Below are 17,038 nucleotides of genomic sequence, written 5' to 3' on the forward strand. Positions count from 1 at the left end.
TAAAAATATAAAATCAAAATAATGGCAATTACAACAGGAAACAAAGAGTATTTTAAGGGTATAGAAAAAATCAAGTTTGAGGGAAGAGAATCAGACAATCCGTTGGCATTCAAATTTTACGATGAGAATTTGGTGGTTCGTGGAAAAACAATGAAAGAATATTTCAAGTTTGCGTCTGCTTACTGGCACACATTCTGCGCAACTGGTGGAGATCCGTTCGGTGCAGGAACTCAGCAATTTGACTGGCTAACTGCCTCTGATGCAAAACAAAGAGCGACAGAAAAAATGGATGCCGCTTTCGAATTTTTCACAAAATTAGGTGTTCCTTATTACTGTTTCCACGATTATGATTTGATTGACGAGGCAGATAATTTTACAGAATCTACCAAAAGATTAGAATTCATCACCGATTACGCTAAAGAAAAGCAAGCTGCTTCAGGGGTGAAGTTGCTTTGGGGAACTTCGAACTGTTTCTCAAACCCAAGATTTATGAACGGCGCGGCTACCAATCCTTCATTTGACGTTTTGGCTTACGCTGGTGGACAAGTGAAAAATGCTTTGGATGCAACCATCAAATTAGGTGGAGAAAACTATGTATTCTGGGGCGGTCGTGAAGGTTATATGTCTTTACTAAACACCAATATGAAGCGTGAGCAGGAACATATGGCTAAGTTTTTACATTTGGCTAAAGATTACGCAAGAGCTCAGGGATTCAAAGGAACTTTCTTCATTGAGCCCAAACCAATGGAGCCTACAAAACACCAGTACGACTTTGATGCTGCAACTTGTCTGAATTTCCTTCGTCAGTATGATTTACTGAATGATTTTAAATTAAATCTTGAAGTAAACCACGCTACTTTGGCTCAACACACTTTCGAGCACGAACTTCAGGTAGCGGCTGACAACAATGTTTTGGGAAGCATCGATGCGAACAGAGGAGATTACCAAAACGGTTGGGATACAGATCAGTTCCCAGTTGATTTGTACGAAATGACTCAGGCGATGTTGGTGATTATTCAGGCTGGAGGTTTCCAAGGTGGAGGTGTTAATTTTGATGCAAAAATCAGAAGAAACTCTACGGATCTTGAAGATATCTTCATCGCTCACATCAGCGGAATGGACAATTTTGCAAGATCTTTCTTAGCTGCAGATAAAATTTTAGAAAAATCAAAATATTCTGAGATCAGAACCAACAGATATTCTTCTTTCGACAGTGGAAAAGGAAAGGATTTCGAAAACGGAAATTTATCTTTAACCGATCTTGCCACTTACGCTCAAGGGCTTGGTGAAATTGGTAGAGAAAGTGGAAAACAGGAATATCTTGAGAGTATTATTAATCAGTATTTATAATTTTTTAAACACGAATGCCACAAATAATTTTCACAAATAACACTAATAAAATATTTGTGAAATTAGTTAAACAATTGTGCAATTTGTGTTTTAATTTAACAATTTAACTAAATCAAACTATGCAGATAATAGATTCCGGTCCTAAATATTCTTCAGGAACAAAGGCGCAGATCAATATGCTGTACGTTACTGTACTCACATTGGTCGCCACTTTGGGAGGACTTTTGTTTGGATACGATACCGCAGTGATTTCCGGAGCCGAAAAATCGATTCAGGAATATCTGATTATTCCTTTGGGATTGAGTTCATTGGCACACGGAGCCACCATTTCGAGCGCATTGATTGGATGCATTATTGGTGGCGCTATTTCCGGAATGATCTCCACGAAGCTGGGAAGAAAAAAATCATTGATGCTTTCAGCATTTTTGTTCTTCATCAGCGCATTGGGAGCGGCGTATCCTGAATTTTTACTCTTCAAACAAGGCGAACATTCTATGGGTGTTTTGCTGGCATTTAATTTTTATAGGATCATTGGTGGAATCGGTGTAGGACTGGCTTCGGCGGTCTGCCCGATGTACATTGGTGAGATTGCACCTGCCGAAATACGTGGTAAACTGGTATCACTGAATCAGTTTGCCATTATTTTCGGGATGCTTGTGGTTTACTTTGTGAACTGGGGCATCGCAAGCGGAAAAACCGTAGAATGGATCAACGAAATAGGATGGAGATATATGTTCTTATCACTGACAATTCCTTCTGCGCTATTCGGAATTCTGCTGTTTTTCGTTCCTGAAACGCCACGTTATCTGACGTTCATTAATAAAGATGCGGAGGCGTTGAAAATTTTAACCAAAATCAATGGTGAAGCGCGTGGGAAAGAAATTTTCTCTGAGATAAAAAGTACTGTTGTTGAACATAAAAGTGAAATTTTCGCCTTCGGGAAAACCGTGATTGTGATCGGAATTTTGCTTTCTGTTTTCCAACAATTTGTGGGAATTAACGTAGCTTTATACTACGCTCCAAGGATTTTTGAAAGTATGGGTGTTCACAAAGATTCATCGATGCTGCAGACCGTTGTCATGGGATTGGTGAATGTTGTGTTTACCGTCATTGCTATTTTCACGGTTGATAAGTGGGGAAGAAAACCATTATTGATCGTAGGTTCTGTTGGAATGGCAATTGGAATGTTTGCGATTGCGATTTTATCGTATTATCAAATCATCGGAACTTTAACTTTGGTATTTATCATCGTTTACACGGCTTCTTTTATGATGTCTTGGGGACCGATTTGCTGGGTTTTGATCTCAGAAATCTTTCCTAATAAAATCAGAGGAAGCGCGATCGCAATTGCTGTTGCGGCTCAATGGGCTGCTAATTATTTAATTTCATCTACTTATCCTTTTATGATGGAATTCAGTGGAGCATTTACTTACGGATTTTATGGCGTGATGAGTGTTCTTTCACTTTTCTTCGTATGGAAATGGGTTCCCGAAACCAAAGGGAAATCTCTTGAGGAAATCGAGAAGGTTTGGGAGAAATAAGCATTTAATTTTACTGTTAAAACAAATAAACCACTGGCTAATTCAGTGGCTTTTGTTTTATTCAAGGGCTTATTGACTGCTTAAATATTATTATAAAGAAGATCTAATGAATATATAAAATAATTTAAATCAAATATAATTTTTATATAATTGATATGTCAATTATATTTGTATCAAATAAATTATAATGAATCAAAAAAACCCAACCGGAACTGTTCTTTATTTATTAGAAAAAGCCATTAAAGATTATAGAAAATTATCTCAGAAAAATATTTCAAAAGTTGTAAAAGATATCACCGTTGATCAATGTTTAGTCTTGATAATCCTAAGCAAGGATGAGAAAATCTCTCAAAATGAAATTGCAAATCTGATATTTAAAGACAATGCATCTATCACGAGAATGATAGAACTGATGGTGAAAAAAGATTATCTGAATCGAACTGTTCACACTGAAGACAGGCGGAAATTTAACCTTCAAATAACTGAGAAAGGCAAAAAAACTCTGGAATTAATAAGCCCGATTGTATTAATCAATAGAAATACTGCATTAAATGGTTTCTCCGCAGAAGAAATTGAATTGCTTGATAAAATTTTGAATAAAATAATTACTAATTGTAAACTTTAAGAAAATGAAAATATTATTTAATCTAGTATTGCTTTCCGCCATACTTTGTTTTAATTCAAGAGCAAATGCTCAAAATTTGGCTGAAAGAAATAAACAAATAACTGAAATTGCAGATAAAATTAATGAATACTATATTTTTGAAAATGTAGCAAGTCAGCTTTCTAAAAAATTAAAATCAGAAATAGAACTTAAAACTTTTGATAATCTTAGTGATGCAGAATTTGCAAAAGCGCTTTCAATTTATTTAACCAAAAACGGAAACGATTTACATTTCAATGTTTTATACCGCCCAAGTCAGGAAGATGAAAAAAAACCAGTTGATGAAAAAAAATATTAAAAGAATATGATGCGATCAATAAACAATGGAATTATGGCTTTGAAAAAGTGACAAGATTAGACGGAAATATTGGTTATATAGAATACACCGGATTCCCCGAAGGAAACAAATCTGCTCAGCAAATTCTTGATGCGACGATGAATTTTGTTTCAAATACAAATGCATTGATTATAGATTTAAGAAACAATCGAGGCGGTGATGGCAAAATGGTAAGGCTATTTTTAAGTTATTTTTTTAATGAAAGAATTAAATTAAGTGAGATTTACACCAGATATAATAATAAAACCGAAGAGAAGTACACATTTAAAAAAGTAAATAGCAAAAAGTATTTAGATAAACCAATATACCTCCTTGTAAACAATAATACCATTTCTGCGGCTGAAGCATTAGCCTATAATTTGCAAAAACATAAAATTGCAACAGTAATTGGAGATAAAACTTATGGCGCAGCAAATCCTGTGAAAGCATTTTTTATTGGTAAAAAATACCATCTCTTCATCCCAATTTCTATAGAAAAAAACACAATCACCAATACGAATTGGGAACATACAGGAATTGATGCAGATGTGAAAATAAGTTCTGAAAAAGCACTCGTAAAAGCGCAAATTATAGCACTTGGAAACCTATTAGAATCAAACACCAAAACAGAATTGACCGAAAATGAGATTAAAGAAAAAATATTGAAATTAGAAGAGCAATTATAATCTTTTTGAATTACTCATCCATTATCAAATAAAATTAAACCACTGGAAATTCAGTGGTTTTTACTTTAAAAGATCTCAAATTCTGTCTTATTCACTGATTTTTTAAACAATATTTTCTTTAATTTAAATATTTTTTACAGCTAACATTATCATTTAAAGACATTTAAATAGCTTCAAATTCATTCTTCCCTTTTGGGATATGAAACATAATATCGAGCATAAGTTCTTCTCCTGTATTTTTATTGTACAGAAAAAAAGCAGGTTCTCCGTTTATTTTTTTATAGGTTGCTAATTTACCATTGCCATATATTTTTAAAACTTTATCATGACTTAGAGGCATCGGTAAAAAACCATTTTGCGAATCTTCTATTAAACTATTTATTCGCGCATTTGCATCTGCTTCACTCAAATACATTGAGAGTGCCATATTATTTTCACGATTCTTTATAATCTCAAACAAAGAATCATACTGTTTATTGACAAAACAGGCGTTTATTTTTTTGTAGATTGTCTCTAATCTGTTGTTGACATCAAGTACATTATCTCTCACAGCTAATGATAAATCTACACTATCTTCGAAGGAGCTCATTGTATACGGAATATCGGCTTCAAAAAATGACGATTGTTGAAAGTTTGGTTCCTTTCGATTTATTTGAATCTGATTACTCACACAATCTTTTACATGAGAGAAGCTTTCACCATGAACGTCAAATAATTTTATGGCATATTCAAACTTAGTTTTATCATCCAGTAAATTTTCTCCGGAAACAGGAAACAAATTGATTATTACTTTTTGTTTTCCTGATTTAAAAATCCCAAAATTTATTGGAACGTTTGGAGACATTTGCCCCTCAGTTTCCAAAGATATAACGGGTATATCATTAATCAGGACTTCGAATCTGCACTTTACTGCCGTAAAATCTATTGTATAATAAGGTTGGTGAATCATTTCAGTGATATTATTTATTTGTTATAAAACATATCAAAACTACGGTAAGATACCCATTCTTTGTATTTTGGAGATAATTTATCCAATACATAAATTTTCAGTATGCTATCATTCTTAGTATGATTGATGGTATTAATAAAAAAATAGGTGGTTTTATTTTTAGTATCCTCCCAAACTTCCTTAGTTTCTTCTATATGATCGGTTTTAGATTCTCCATTTTCATCAAGAAATATAGGTCTCTCTTTTGTATTGACATTTTTTTCTAAAAATGCAGGTTTAGAACCTATTGTTTTGGTGATTGAATTAATTATTTCTTTACTGTCTTTATGATTTAATAATTCCATTTCGTAACACCAGATTTTTTTATTTTCTTTTAAATAAAAATTGAAGTATTATCTGAATTCAACACAGTATTACCAGCAATTGAAAGGTCTAATTTCTTGTTTTTGGGAAATCGGAACTCTTCATAATCACCTGAAATATTGTATTCATCTGATGCATTATCATTAGTTGTCAATCCTATTCCTTTCAATACTTCCTCTACACTTGAACCAAATTTCAACTCTTTGAAGTCTAATTTTGAATTGTTTGTTTTAGTAATCTGGTTATTTGACACATTTATTTTAGAATTTGATTTTTCGGTATTTTTTTCCTGACAATTAATCAAGACAAAGCTCAAAATTATTTGGCTTAAAATTATTTTTTTCATATAATAAATTCTTAGTTTACTTCTTTTATATAAGCACTATATGGATATGTTACACTATTTTTTTTGCTCTTTAATCTATGATCTAAATAATCTGAATATTTTGTATTTGACGTGGCACTAATCGCTACATCGCCTAAATTATTTATATTTAAATATAATAAATCAGATTCAATTGTCTTTTCATTTTGTATCACTGCATTTTGCCCCTGATTTAAAATATAAATATTTCCTGAATTTTCCCAAATAAAATATTTCTCAAATCCTTTATCATCTTCAAAGCTGGGTTTGCCTAAATTTTGCACTAAGGTCTTTAAGAGCTTTTTACTTTCATTTTTTGTGTAAATATGAATTTGGAAACCATTAATATCTTTTTGATTACCTATAAATTGCAGGTAATTTCCTCCTGAATATGTGGCAGAATTTGGAGCAATTTCATCGTCAAAATTTTCATTAAAAAATTTATAATTATTAAATTGACTTACCTCGTATGTCAGCAATCCAGCTTTATACTTACTTTCCTTGACCTCAAATTTATTTTTACTAATTAAAGATTCCTTTTTAACAGGAAAATTAATATTAGATAATTCAATTGTATTATCGTTACATGATGTCAGAAAAACACTTAATAAAAGTAAAATAATTAATTTATTTTTTCTTTTTTTCCCAAAGCAATAATTTATTTTCACTACCCGTTATTTTTGCTAAATGTCCCATTATATCAAATCCATCAAAGAAAGTTCTTGTTCTGTTGTAATTTACAGGAGTCCAATCTGAACTTACTTTTTTATATGTAAAACCTGCTTTTACCATTACAACAACTGTTCCTACACAAGGATCTATACTTAAACTTGGAATATAGTAAATTCCTTGAGTAGACTGATATTGTAATTTGTGCCCTGAGGTAATTCCCATTGTAGCTCCTGCAGATAATTTACCCTCCATGTGCCCTTCTAGTTCAGGTTTTTTAGTTGTTCCTATTACCACGAACATTCCTTTTAACTCTAATCCTGACTTTAATTCTACTGTTATATTGGATGTCAAATCAAAATTAATTTCTTTACCATCTTTTACGGTACTGTAAGTGACATCAGCAGAACCATCGACCTTCCCTTTTACTTCTAAGTCAATGTACATTTTAAATTTAATTTCAACTCTTTCAGATTCATATCCTTTTTCCGCCCACTCTCTCACCATATTAAAAATTTCAAGAGCCAAAACATTTCCGGTTCCCGCAGTAGCCGCTGCAACACCTGCTTGAACTGCTAAGCCTAACAAATCAAAAACAATAGCAAGCTCAACTAAGGGCTTGGTCTCTAAAGCGAACTTCAGTTTAGTTCCTATTTCGCTGTGTTTTTCACTTACATCAGCTTCCCAATCGGCACTAAGATAAACCACCGGTGCATTTAATTTTATCTCAAAAGGTAATTTTCTCCCAATACCTTTAGAAACAGTACCTTTTGTTCCTCCGGTAATTCCTTGGGCAATTTTTTTATAGACGATATTGTTGAAAATAATTTAGAGATCTTATCACTATATTTAGCCGTTAGTTCAGGATTACTGCCGTAAGTGCCATCTTTCTGCTTATCAAAAGAAGCCTTTAATTCTACACCAAAGTCAACCTCACTATATTTACCTTTTTCTTCATTTGCTAATTTTAGTGCTTTACTTCTTAATTCTTTATGTTTTTCCGGAGAGAGTTTTTGCCATTTTATACTTAAACTATTACTTAGATTTACATAAAAAGCAAATCTCCATTTAATATCAGGATAAGTTCTAACAATAACTGTCGGTATTTTTTTATTGGCAAAATAAGTACACGAATGAACATCTATATAAACTTTATTGGGGGTACTTGAAGCAGGCCAAATGTATTGTATAGGAAGTAAATTATATTTTGACAAATCTGAATACACTTCATATTGCTTGCTTGGAACAGGAAATGACTGAGTTTTCTCGTTCCCATTCTTAGCTTGCCCAATATCTGTTATTTTTATATTTTTTTCATGGGAGCCGATGCATCCTTTAGTTTCAAAATTATTTACCTGTATCGTTATTTTTTTCTTATTGCCAGAATCATAAGGTGGTGCTATTACTTCATAGATTAATGATAATTCGTCATGATCAATTACCGAAAATCTGATTTTTGCTCTACGGTTTTCCTGATGTTGTTTCTCAGTAAGATTAGTTCCTTGATAAATCAGATTATTTTCTCCTAATCCTTGTGGGCTAAACTTTGTTTTATTAAGACCTTGCTGCTTCAAATATTGAGCTACGGCCTCTGATCTGTTTTGGGAAAGCCTTAGATTGAAATCTCCGGGACCGCGTTCGTCAGCATGACCTTCTATAACTACAGTAGAATGTTTATTATTTTTGAGTTTGTTAGCTATATTATCTAGTGTCTTTCTGGTATCAGCACGAATGATGCTTTTATCGAAGTCAAAATATACAATCTCTATGATCTCATTATAAGAAGTCTGCCCGCCTCTTTTTACTTTTGTTTTTCCTTCTTCAAAAATGGTCACAGGAGTACCATCAGTAATAATAATTTGCTTAAATGTACACAATCCTACACCCTGATGATTTTTTTCTGTATTACCGACTAAAATTGTAGATTGATTCGACGGTTTTGTTTTATTGACTACTTTAAGTTCATTTTTAATATTCAGGTTCTTGCCGTGTTCTGTTATTCCGTCTTTGTCTCGCAAATATCCACCCGTTTTTCTTTTAATTTTTACATAAAATTCTTCATTATCCTGAATGAATTTTATTGAAGCTTTCCATTCTGATGTATTAGGAATCTTAAGGTTAATCTGTCCGTCTGTAACCGTAACACTGTGAACTGTACGCATTTTATAATTACCATTCCACATTTCATTATAAACCTCTACGGTAACTATTTCACCATTAATACCTTCTGTGTCAGCATGGAAGTGTACTTCTTCGCCGTAGCAAAGTCCATAGTTATTATCATCTGTATTTTTGAGATTCTTGCCACCTCTTGTTCTACTCCAACTACTAGAAACAATGAATGGCGGGCATTGTGCTAGAATAACAAGCCCTGTGAAGTTAATATCGGGTTTCCCCGTCATACTAGCTTCCACATAATACGGATATCCACATAGACGCTTCGGTATTTTATACGAAAAATATTTGTCGGTCATACATTGAAGACGATCAACTATCTTTTTTCTGTCTTTATCCAAAACCATCCAATATATGTTTCCCTTTTTCTGAGCCTCAGTAGTATCCTTATGCCATTCTTTTATGTAAAAATGAGCTTTTTTATTAGCCGGAACAATTACCCATTTATCCGCACTAACTCTTGAATTAGAGTTATTGGCTTCATTAGGTTGAGGTACAAATTTTATTTTCTTTATTCCTTTTGACATTTTTTACAATTTTAAGGATTCTTCCTGTGCAGTTTGCCCCGATTCAAGACCTTCATGGGTAGGCTCTTCTTCAAACATTTCGTTAGGACTAATCAACGGATTAATCTGCTGCTGCACATCCTGATCTGCATTTTTAAAATTCTGCTGACTCGCTTCTGCTCTCTGCCCGTGATCTATAATTTCAATGCACGGAGTTCCTGCAACTGCACATACTGCTTTGCTGTCTTCCAAAATAATATATCCGCCATTGCTGAGCTGTACTTTATCATAGAAATTCTGCCATTCTGTAACCATAATTTTACATGGTGGTGGTGGAACTCCCATTTTCGTACAATTTCCGAATGTGTTTTTTTCAAATGTGGCAGCACCGATTTCTTTAGTCGTGACAATCAGTTTTTTTGCTGCACTTTTATCGTTTGCATACTCTTTTTGATGAGTAAGAACCTTAAGATTATCCGGAGCCTGCCCAAATTGACATTTGCACATGGCTCCCTGTACTACGATGTGTTTTTCTGCCATGATTATAATTCTTTATTTGAAATTACAATTCGTGTTAAATATTCATTTCCGAATTCTAAACGGACAAATGAAGTATTCATTTTAAAGGTTACGACCGTTAAAGCTTTTGATGTATTTTCATCAACTCCCACGGTTGTCTGATACAATTGAGCTTTGTAGCGGGCAAATTTATCTTTACATTCTGAAGGTGAACTATCATTAAAAACCAGACCATAAGGCAAACCAGAAACTGCGTCTTCACCATAATATTGAATGGCATAATACTCTTCACCACTGGTCATATTTGCATAAATCATATTGAAATTTTCAAAATCCCAATTAGAATATTCGCCATTTTTGCAGGTTTCGCATTCCATTTCACTTGGGTCTGTTTTTAGAAGTTTTGTCAACTGTTCTGCGCTTGTCGGAAGATTTATAAATTGTTTTTTAGCAAAAAGATTCTGAAGATATTTTGAAGTCATCTTTTTTTGTGCTTGTTTTACTTCTACAGCTGCAATCTGTTCATCGGCCTGAGCATTCATCATTGCGACTGTTTCGGCATCAATTGCACTATCTTCCACAGCCTCCAATCCTTTCGAAAGTGCTTTAGTCTTACTATTCAAAAGAAATTCTTTGACTTCCTTTTCCAATTTTCCCGTTGATTTTGTAAGCTTTACATCAACTTCTTTTTTTGACCAGCTATCCGGATTTATTTCTTCAAGAAAAACACTGATTTTCGTGCTTTTTGCCGAAACTTTTTTCATAGAAACATTCCAAGTTGCTTTCTGGATAAACTGTTTTGGTTTTGCACCATTCTTTACTGCTAAATTTAAATAAGGATTTTTCTCATTAGCATCAAATTTCAAATCATACAGATCAACGGTTGTAGAAAATTCGTTATCACCCGCCGCTGCCGCTTTTGCTTCGTCTCTCGTGAAATCATTTTTAAAATCAAATAGGGTATTTTGTAATTCCTCAATATTTTTCGGAACGGTAAATTCTGTTTTCTGCCCAAAATTGAGAGTAGAAATTAAGATGAACAGCGTTAAAAACAATTTATAATTAAATATTTTTTTCATTGGTTTGATTTTAAATTAATCAGTCATAACAGCTATTACAACCGATATTTTTTTTCTTTTTTCAGTGTTGATATCACATTCTAAATACAATGATTCCGGAAGTTGGGTTTCACCATTCAGATAATATTGAAGTCTGAAATTTCCGTCATCATTCATGACAGGATTATCTTCTATAATCAGAGAAAATGGCGCTCCATTAATAAAATCATATCGGCTTCTTTCATCATGTAATTTTCCGTTTCCTACAATATTTATTAAATCATAATCATCTTTTAAAGGATCTATTTCTACTTCAATTTTATAATTCGGTTCCACAGCGTTGTTTATCACCGGAAAAGTTTTTGTCATCTCAGTCTGATAATCCTGATTAAATTTCTGATAGATCCCAAAAAACAATGTGCGGATGAAATAATCATTTTTAATGAAGATAAAAAGAGAATTGGGTTCATCTAAAACCGCTTCAATTTTCTGGCAATATTCATCAACGATATCTCCTTCAAATTCTTTGTAAACCTCATCTTTTACATCTTTCCATCTTTCTTTGAATATATCAGCATTCTCTATGTTATTAAATTTCCCCTGCTGATCAACGCTTATCTGCATTGGATATAAAACTTTAGACGTTTTGTATGCCAGCAGATCTGCAATTTCATTGACTTCTTCTTCATTCAGAAAGAGATTTGAAATTCTATCGATTTCAAAAAAATGAAAACCACTTTCATATTTAATCCATCGAACAGAAACATCATATTTTAATTCATTTTTATATTCATCATTTTCGATAGTTATGATCATACTGTATTTCAACGATGAATTTTCGGGCTGAAAAATCAAACTGTTTCCATGACCAAATTTTACCAGTTTATTTTTATCAATAACCGCAGTTCTTGGCAGAAACAGCTCTTTTTGATGAGTAAAATTTATTAAAATACTGTCTTCTACTTTGCAATTATTGTTGTGAAAAAACTTCAAAGATTCTTCAGACAAGCTGTAAAGATTGGCTATACTTTTTACAGTCTCTCCGGGTTGTATAATATGTTTGTTGAACTTCTGCATAAATTAAATTCCAACTACATCAATAGATAGCTTTCGAATTTTTCTTTTTTTAAATACATTAAATATTTCCTCAATTAATGAACAACTCTTACTCTGTCGGAAGTAGGATCCATTCCTATTCCTTCCCTTCTTGCAGACCAGTGCAGATATTTATTTCTGAGAATTCTCAGATCATCCTGTTCTTTCATTTCTTTTGATAATCTGCATATTTTTGTTCTGGTATTGATGCGCCGCCATAAGCGTTTTCAACTTCTTTGTATCTCTTAAAAACATATTGTTTTCCGTTGCCCATTGCATAAGGTCTTAAGCGATCTTTCACTCTCATCAGCAAAGCATCAGAAGCGATAGAATGTTTTTCGTCGGTAAGTTTTTTTAAGGTAAATGGAATTTCTTTTTGATCACCATATTCTGCCATAAAATGCAGAGGAATATAGCTGTAAGTTTTCACCAAATCCCGACTTCCTTTTAATGCCAGATAAAAACCAGGTTCTATGGTAAGCTGTTCTTCTTTAAACCAAGCATCTGCAATGAGCTGGCTTCTTAATGTCTTTAATTTCGTAGCCGTTGTCCAGGAGGTCTCAATTTCTTCCCAACTCTCTGTGCCATCTTCATAAGCTCCGCCTACATCACAATGAACTCCGGGAAAAATTCTTTCTATACCAACATGCACATTGGTCAAATCAAAATTTTCTCTATGCTCGTTTTCTGCCACAAAATGGATGACAGTCTGCGCTCTTCCGATATCATTAAGACCTAATTCGTCCACATCATTGTGAAAATTCGGTTTTGGAGAAAAGTTCTTTGAATAAGACGAAACTGTGTCGTAAATTCCTAAAAACCGAACCTTAAGAACATCAATTTTAATTCCGGCTTCCTGCAATTTTAATCCCAAATGTCCCCACTTTGGAAGTTCTTCTCCTTCAACTCCGTTTCCGTCGCTGTCAGAATGAGAAGTGAAAGTCATCCCTTCATGAGAAACCGTTGTGGTTTTTGCTTTATATTTTGATTTACCTATTTCATGCACAAAATTACGAGCCGCCGCTGCTCCACGGCTGAAACCAAAAACATCAAACGTAAGCACCGCTATTTTATCTGCTTTTTAGCATTTTTTATATTTTTTACTTTCTTAACGATTTCTTCACAGCCTTTTCTTACTTTACCCCTGATTCCTGTATCTCCCGTTCCGAAAGCATATCCCAACATTGAGTCTTCTTCTTTGTCTTCCGTACCAATTCCTTCTATATAGATCCCAGAACTTTTATCATAATGATCCCATAAACGTGCGACGTTACTCCAATCATTATTATAACTGTTGTTATCTGTAGGAGAGCCTCCGTTTTTTTTGTAATCCGGAGTTTTATCTCTTCTTTCGATAGTATTGGTTTTATTATTTAAAGTTCCGTCAAAAAATATCCCAAGAGTAATGTCTAAAACTTCCTCTTTGGATATTTCCGGGGTGTAGTCTCCAAATTTGTTATTATGCATTGTTCTTTTTGTCTTAATTAATAAACATTGTAAGGAATAGATTATTCTATCTTACGGGAAAATCTCGTTTTTGCTTTCGTAATCGGCAGTTCTTCGTTATCGGTTTTTAATGATAAGATTGCGGCCGTATTATCGTCATTAACTTTTATCGTAAAATCTATGTTTTTTCTTTTCCTAGTTTTTGGAACAATCCAAAAATTTCTTTTTCGTCAAAAGAATCTATCCAGACAGCGTATCTGTTTTTATTTTGGTCTCTCCAATAGAAACCGCAGAATTTCGGAATCGCTCTTTTTTTGTAAGTATCTTTTGTCAGGCTTTCATTAAAAAGGTTTTCCTGCTCGCCATTATAATTCGTCATTCCAAAGTCAATCCATTCAGCTCCGTTTGGCAAAACAACAGATGGTTTCCAACTGTATCTTTCTCTGTAAGCATCATAAATTTCAGGTGAAGGATACCCTTGTTTTTCTATTTTTTCTCTGATTTCGGGTTTAAATGTTTTATAAGACGGATCTTTTAACATTCTTTCAGCAAAACCTTCTTTCAACATATATTTTGCATTGTCGTAGGCTTTTTCCTGAGTAATTAATGTATCATGAGCCTGAAAAACACCTACTTCTCTTTGATTTCCTGCACCATTAATCCATAAAACAACTCGTCCCTTCGGAGCAAGGCCTACAATAAAATTGGTATATGTTGTTTTTTGGCCATTATCCTGATCAGTAAATCCTTTTTCAAAAAGAGTTTTTATTTTTTCTTTGTCCAAATCCCATTTTCCGGTATAAAATTTATTTTCAACTAAAGAATACCATGTAAATTCCAGCTTACTTGGAATGTCCATTTTTTGGGTTTCTACACTCATCGTTCCGCCTTCATTTCCCCAACCCGTATTTTGAGTCCCCCAAATAGCATCAAAACCATAAGTGAAATTATCTGCTATAATTGCTCCTTTGTAAATTTCCATAGGATATTCCTCAGGCGCAGAGATGGTTCCTAACCAATTATATTTTTCGTCCATTTTTTTATTTTGACAACTTGCCACAGAGAAACTACAGAGAATAAAAAGAAGTAATATTTTCAACTTACTTATTCCCATGAGACATTATTTTTTTATTACTTGCCAAAACCAGATTGCCTTTTTTAGCCTCTGCATTGATTTTTTGCGCAATTTTTTCAGCCTTTTTCCCGACACTCAAATTATAAGTATCGTTCACTTTGATGATAATATTTTTTGCAGTTTTTCGAATGGCCATGATTAGAATAATTTTGATTTTTCTGCGCTGTTGAATTCAACAATCTTTCCGCTTTGCATTGTCATGTTTTCCAATTCGCTGAATATCGACATTTCACCGGCAATTTCGTTGGAAGTTTCAGACTGACGGAAAAATTCTTTTTCCACCATTTCAGTTCTGGTGTCTGAAGATTCACGAATATCTCCTGCTGCAGTTTGTACAATATCTGTTCCTGCCGTAGAAATAATATTGTCGTTTGCCGAACTTGTAATACTAGCTCCTGCATTTACTGATATTTCTTTACCGGCTGTAATATTGATGTTTTCACCTGCATTTAATGTGAAATTTTTCGGAGCATTCATTGAAATATTTCCCTTTCCATCCATGAAGTATGTATTTCCACTCGGATCGATGATGTTCACGCTTCCTTCTTCATCATTCATCAAAATTCTGATTCCGCTTCTCGTTTGAATTGATTTCAAATGATTGTTGATTCCGCCACCCAAACCAATTCCACCATGAAACATTCCGCCCATGACGAAAGGTCTATCGGGGTGATTGTGTACGAAATTCACCATTACCTGATCTCCAACTTCTGGAATCGCTACATATCCTCGGTTCTGGGTAATCTGGTCTGTTCCTCCCGCATCAGGACTCATCATTCTGATGAAATGAGTCGTGTCATTCGTCTGCCAGTCAAATCTTACCTGAACTCTTCCCTGTCCTTCCGGATCAGTGTTGGAAATTACTGTGGCAATCTGTGGCTCTGCTTTTGGTGTCGTGAACTCAGGTTTTGGCAAAAATCCTGTGTCTGATGCGATTCCATTAAAACTTCCGGTGTAATGACCAATCGTGTCAATTTCATGCGTCGTTTCTGTCACCATGATTCTTGTGAAATACGAAGTTTCATTCGTATCAGGTTTTCGCATTTCCACATCGACTGCGCAACCGGGATGTAGAAAAGGAACCGTCGTTGAACCTGAAATATTGAAAACATTGACCGCCTCACTTCCCGAAGTACTTTTTTGTGAATATTCTACATCCAAATGGGTTGTTGCTTTGATTGGAGCGACTCTTAATGACGGAGTTTTATAAATACTATCATTGTGCTGATAAGCAGTTTTTGCCAAATCTCCAACATGTTGAATCGGGGTTGCTCCTGATTTTAAAACTTCATTTTTATTGCTGTTGTAGCCGTAGAACTGAGGTTTTGTGTGAACCGCTTTCAGTTCAACTTTTATGTCATTAGCACTGCTTCCATACGTCAGTTTGATGGGTTGGTTTTGTGGTGGAAGTTTTCCGAAGTGCAGCACTTCACCGTCGTAGTAAAACTGTTCGCCATACGCTTCTGCCATTCTTGCCAAATAGTTATAATGCGTTTCGTCATACTGACTGCTGTAAATGATTTGAGAATAATCATTTGTATCGATTCTGATATCAAAACGGCTTTTATCTAAACCTTGCTTAATGACTTCTTCGGCAATAATTCCCATATTCACGGCCTGACTTCCGCCGAAACTTTGAATATGAGGGGCACCATCCAATAAAATGGTCGGACTGTAACCGGATAAAACAATGTTTCCCAAACTCATTCTCTCCTGGCTGAAACCTACCCCCGTAATGACGCCCACAAATGTACGTTCAGGACTTTTGTCGATGTCTTTGTAAGAAATAACTGCCGTTAGACGTTTGCCTAAAAATTTATTGGCTTCTTCTAAAGTATGAGTTTGGCGGTCACCTAAAGTGTCGTGAGCTAAAGTCAATGTAAACTCGTGGTGCTTCTGTGCACTTTGAGTAAGCTTGAAATGCTTGTAATATTTGATTACTTTACCTTCAATAACCAAAGATAATTTGACCAGGCGGTTGATGCCGGTATGGTGATTTTCTGAGACTCCTGCCGCATTTTGTGACGGACGGAATTGGTTCCCACTAGACTGTTCTGGTGTACTTGACATAATTTTGTGATTGTGTGGTAGGATAAATATACAAAATTTATTCAAAACCGTATGATATAAAAACTTTAATTATTATACTAAAGCTAATACCATAAGTACTTTTCATAAATATATTGTCAGAAATTTATATTC

At 34.1% G+C, this 17,038-nt stretch carries 19 protein-coding genes; 5 read left to right on the forward strand and 14 right to left on the reverse strand.

From position 1 onward, the window contains the following. Positions 1-21: 21 nt before the first annotated feature. The 5 genes from xylA to EAG08_RS06555 all read left to right on the forward strand — a co-directional run bounded on the left by xylA (position 22) and on the right by EAG08_RS06555 (position 4,557). Positions 22-1,350, forward strand: a complete 1,329-nt coding sequence (gene xylA / locus EAG08_RS06535; RefSeq protein ID WP_129534750.1) for a xylose isomerase — start codon at positions 22-24, stop codon at positions 1,348-1,350. A 119-nt stretch (positions 1,351-1,469) separates the two neighbouring features. Then, entirely contained in the window at positions 1,470-2,891 is a 1,422-nt protein-coding gene (gene xylE, locus EAG08_RS06540) for a D-xylose transporter XylE (protein ID WP_129534751.1), read from the forward strand. Between the two features lie 187 nt (positions 2,892-3,078). After that, a complete protein-coding gene (locus EAG08_RS06545; RefSeq protein ID WP_129534752.1) occupies positions 3,079-3,516 on the forward strand; it encodes a MarR family winged helix-turn-helix transcriptional regulator in 438 nt (145 codons plus the stop codon). Between the two features lie 4 nt (positions 3,517-3,520). After that, positions 3,521-3,853, forward strand: coding sequence for a hypothetical protein (locus tag EAG08_RS06550; protein ID WP_129534753.1), 333 nt, complete (start codon positions 3,521-3,523; stop codon positions 3,851-3,853). 47 nt (positions 3,854-3,900) lie between these two features. After that, positions 3,901-4,557, forward strand: a complete 657-nt coding sequence (locus tag EAG08_RS06555; RefSeq protein WP_164998533.1) for a S41 family peptidase — start codon at positions 3,901-3,903, stop codon at positions 4,555-4,557. A gap of 163 nt (positions 4,558-4,720) precedes the next feature. Here EAG08_RS06555 and EAG08_RS06560 read toward each other — a convergent pair whose 3' ends face one another. The 14 genes from EAG08_RS06560 to EAG08_RS06620 all read right to left on the reverse strand — a co-directional run bounded on the left by EAG08_RS06560 (position 4,721) and on the right by EAG08_RS06620 (position 16,906). Further along, on the reverse strand, positions 4,721-5,401 hold the full coding sequence (locus tag EAG08_RS06560; RefSeq protein ID WP_129534755.1) for a hypothetical protein: 681 nt from the start codon (positions 5,399-5,401) through the stop codon (positions 4,721-4,723). A 119-nt stretch (positions 5,402-5,520) separates the two neighbouring features. Beyond that, positions 5,521-5,850, reverse strand: a complete 330-nt coding sequence (locus EAG08_RS06565) for a hypothetical protein (protein WP_129534756.1) — start codon at positions 5,848-5,850, stop codon at positions 5,521-5,523. Between the two features lie 29 nt (positions 5,851-5,879). Further along, on the reverse strand, positions 5,880-6,215 hold the full coding sequence (locus EAG08_RS06570; protein WP_129534757.1) for a hypothetical protein: 336 nt from the start codon (positions 6,213-6,215) through the stop codon (positions 5,880-5,882). Between the two features lie 11 nt (positions 6,216-6,226). Continuing rightward, on the reverse strand, positions 6,227-6,901 hold the full coding sequence (locus EAG08_RS06575) for a hypothetical protein (protein ID WP_129534758.1): 675 nt from the start codon (positions 6,899-6,901) through the stop codon (positions 6,227-6,229). Beyond that, entirely contained in the window at positions 6,861-7,610 is a 750-nt protein-coding gene (locus tag EAG08_RS06580; protein WP_129534759.1) for a hypothetical protein, read from the reverse strand. The genes EAG08_RS06575 and EAG08_RS06580 overlap by 41 nt, the downstream gene beginning before the upstream one ends. 14 nt (positions 7,611-7,624) lie before the next feature. Then, positions 7,625-9,604, reverse strand: a complete 1,980-nt coding sequence (locus EAG08_RS06585) for an OmpA family protein (protein WP_129534760.1) — start codon at positions 9,602-9,604, stop codon at positions 7,625-7,627. Between the two features lie 3 nt (positions 9,605-9,607). After that, a complete protein-coding gene (locus tag EAG08_RS06590) occupies positions 9,608-10,123 on the reverse strand; it encodes a DUF4280 domain-containing protein (RefSeq protein WP_129534761.1) in 516 nt (171 codons plus the stop codon). 2 nt (positions 10,124-10,125) lie between these two features. Next, the gene (locus EAG08_RS06595) at positions 10,126-11,181 is read right to left on the reverse strand and encodes a hypothetical protein (RefSeq protein ID WP_129534762.1); all 1,056 of its coding nucleotides are present in this window, start codon (positions 11,179-11,181) and stop codon (positions 10,126-10,128) included. A gap of 15 nt (positions 11,182-11,196) precedes the next feature. Then, positions 11,197-12,237, reverse strand: a complete 1,041-nt coding sequence (locus tag EAG08_RS06600; protein WP_129534763.1) for a hypothetical protein — start codon at positions 12,235-12,237, stop codon at positions 11,197-11,199. Positions 12,238-12,421: 184 nt separating this feature from the next. Next, complete coding sequence (locus tag EAG08_RS06605; protein WP_164998534.1) at positions 12,422-13,318, reverse strand: T6SS phospholipase effector Tle1-like catalytic domain-containing protein; 897 nt, start codon at positions 13,316-13,318, stop codon at positions 12,422-12,424. 2 nt (positions 13,319-13,320) lie between these two features. After that, positions 13,321-13,722, reverse strand: coding sequence for a hypothetical protein (locus EAG08_RS06610; RefSeq protein ID WP_129534765.1), 402 nt, complete (start codon positions 13,720-13,722; stop codon positions 13,321-13,323). Positions 13,723-13,879: 157 nt separating this feature from the next. Further along, complete coding sequence (locus EAG08_RS06615) at positions 13,880-14,737, reverse strand: DUF2931 family protein (protein ID WP_262696811.1); 858 nt, start codon at positions 14,735-14,737, stop codon at positions 13,880-13,882. Between the two features lie 64 nt (positions 14,738-14,801). Continuing rightward, the gene (locus tag EAG08_RS21310) at positions 14,802-14,972 is read right to left on the reverse strand and encodes a hypothetical protein (RefSeq protein ID WP_164998535.1); all 171 of its coding nucleotides are present in this window, start codon (positions 14,970-14,972) and stop codon (positions 14,802-14,804) included. A 2-nt stretch (positions 14,973-14,974) separates the two neighbouring features. Continuing rightward, positions 14,975-16,906, reverse strand: a complete 1,932-nt coding sequence (locus tag EAG08_RS06620; protein WP_129534767.1) for a type VI secretion system Vgr family protein — start codon at positions 16,904-16,906, stop codon at positions 14,975-14,977. Positions 16,907-17,038 lie beyond the last annotated feature (132 nt).

This window comes from Chryseobacterium sp. 3008163 (assembly GCF_003669035.1).
GTDB lineage: Bacteria > Bacteroidota > Bacteroidia > Flavobacteriales > Weeksellaceae > Chryseobacterium.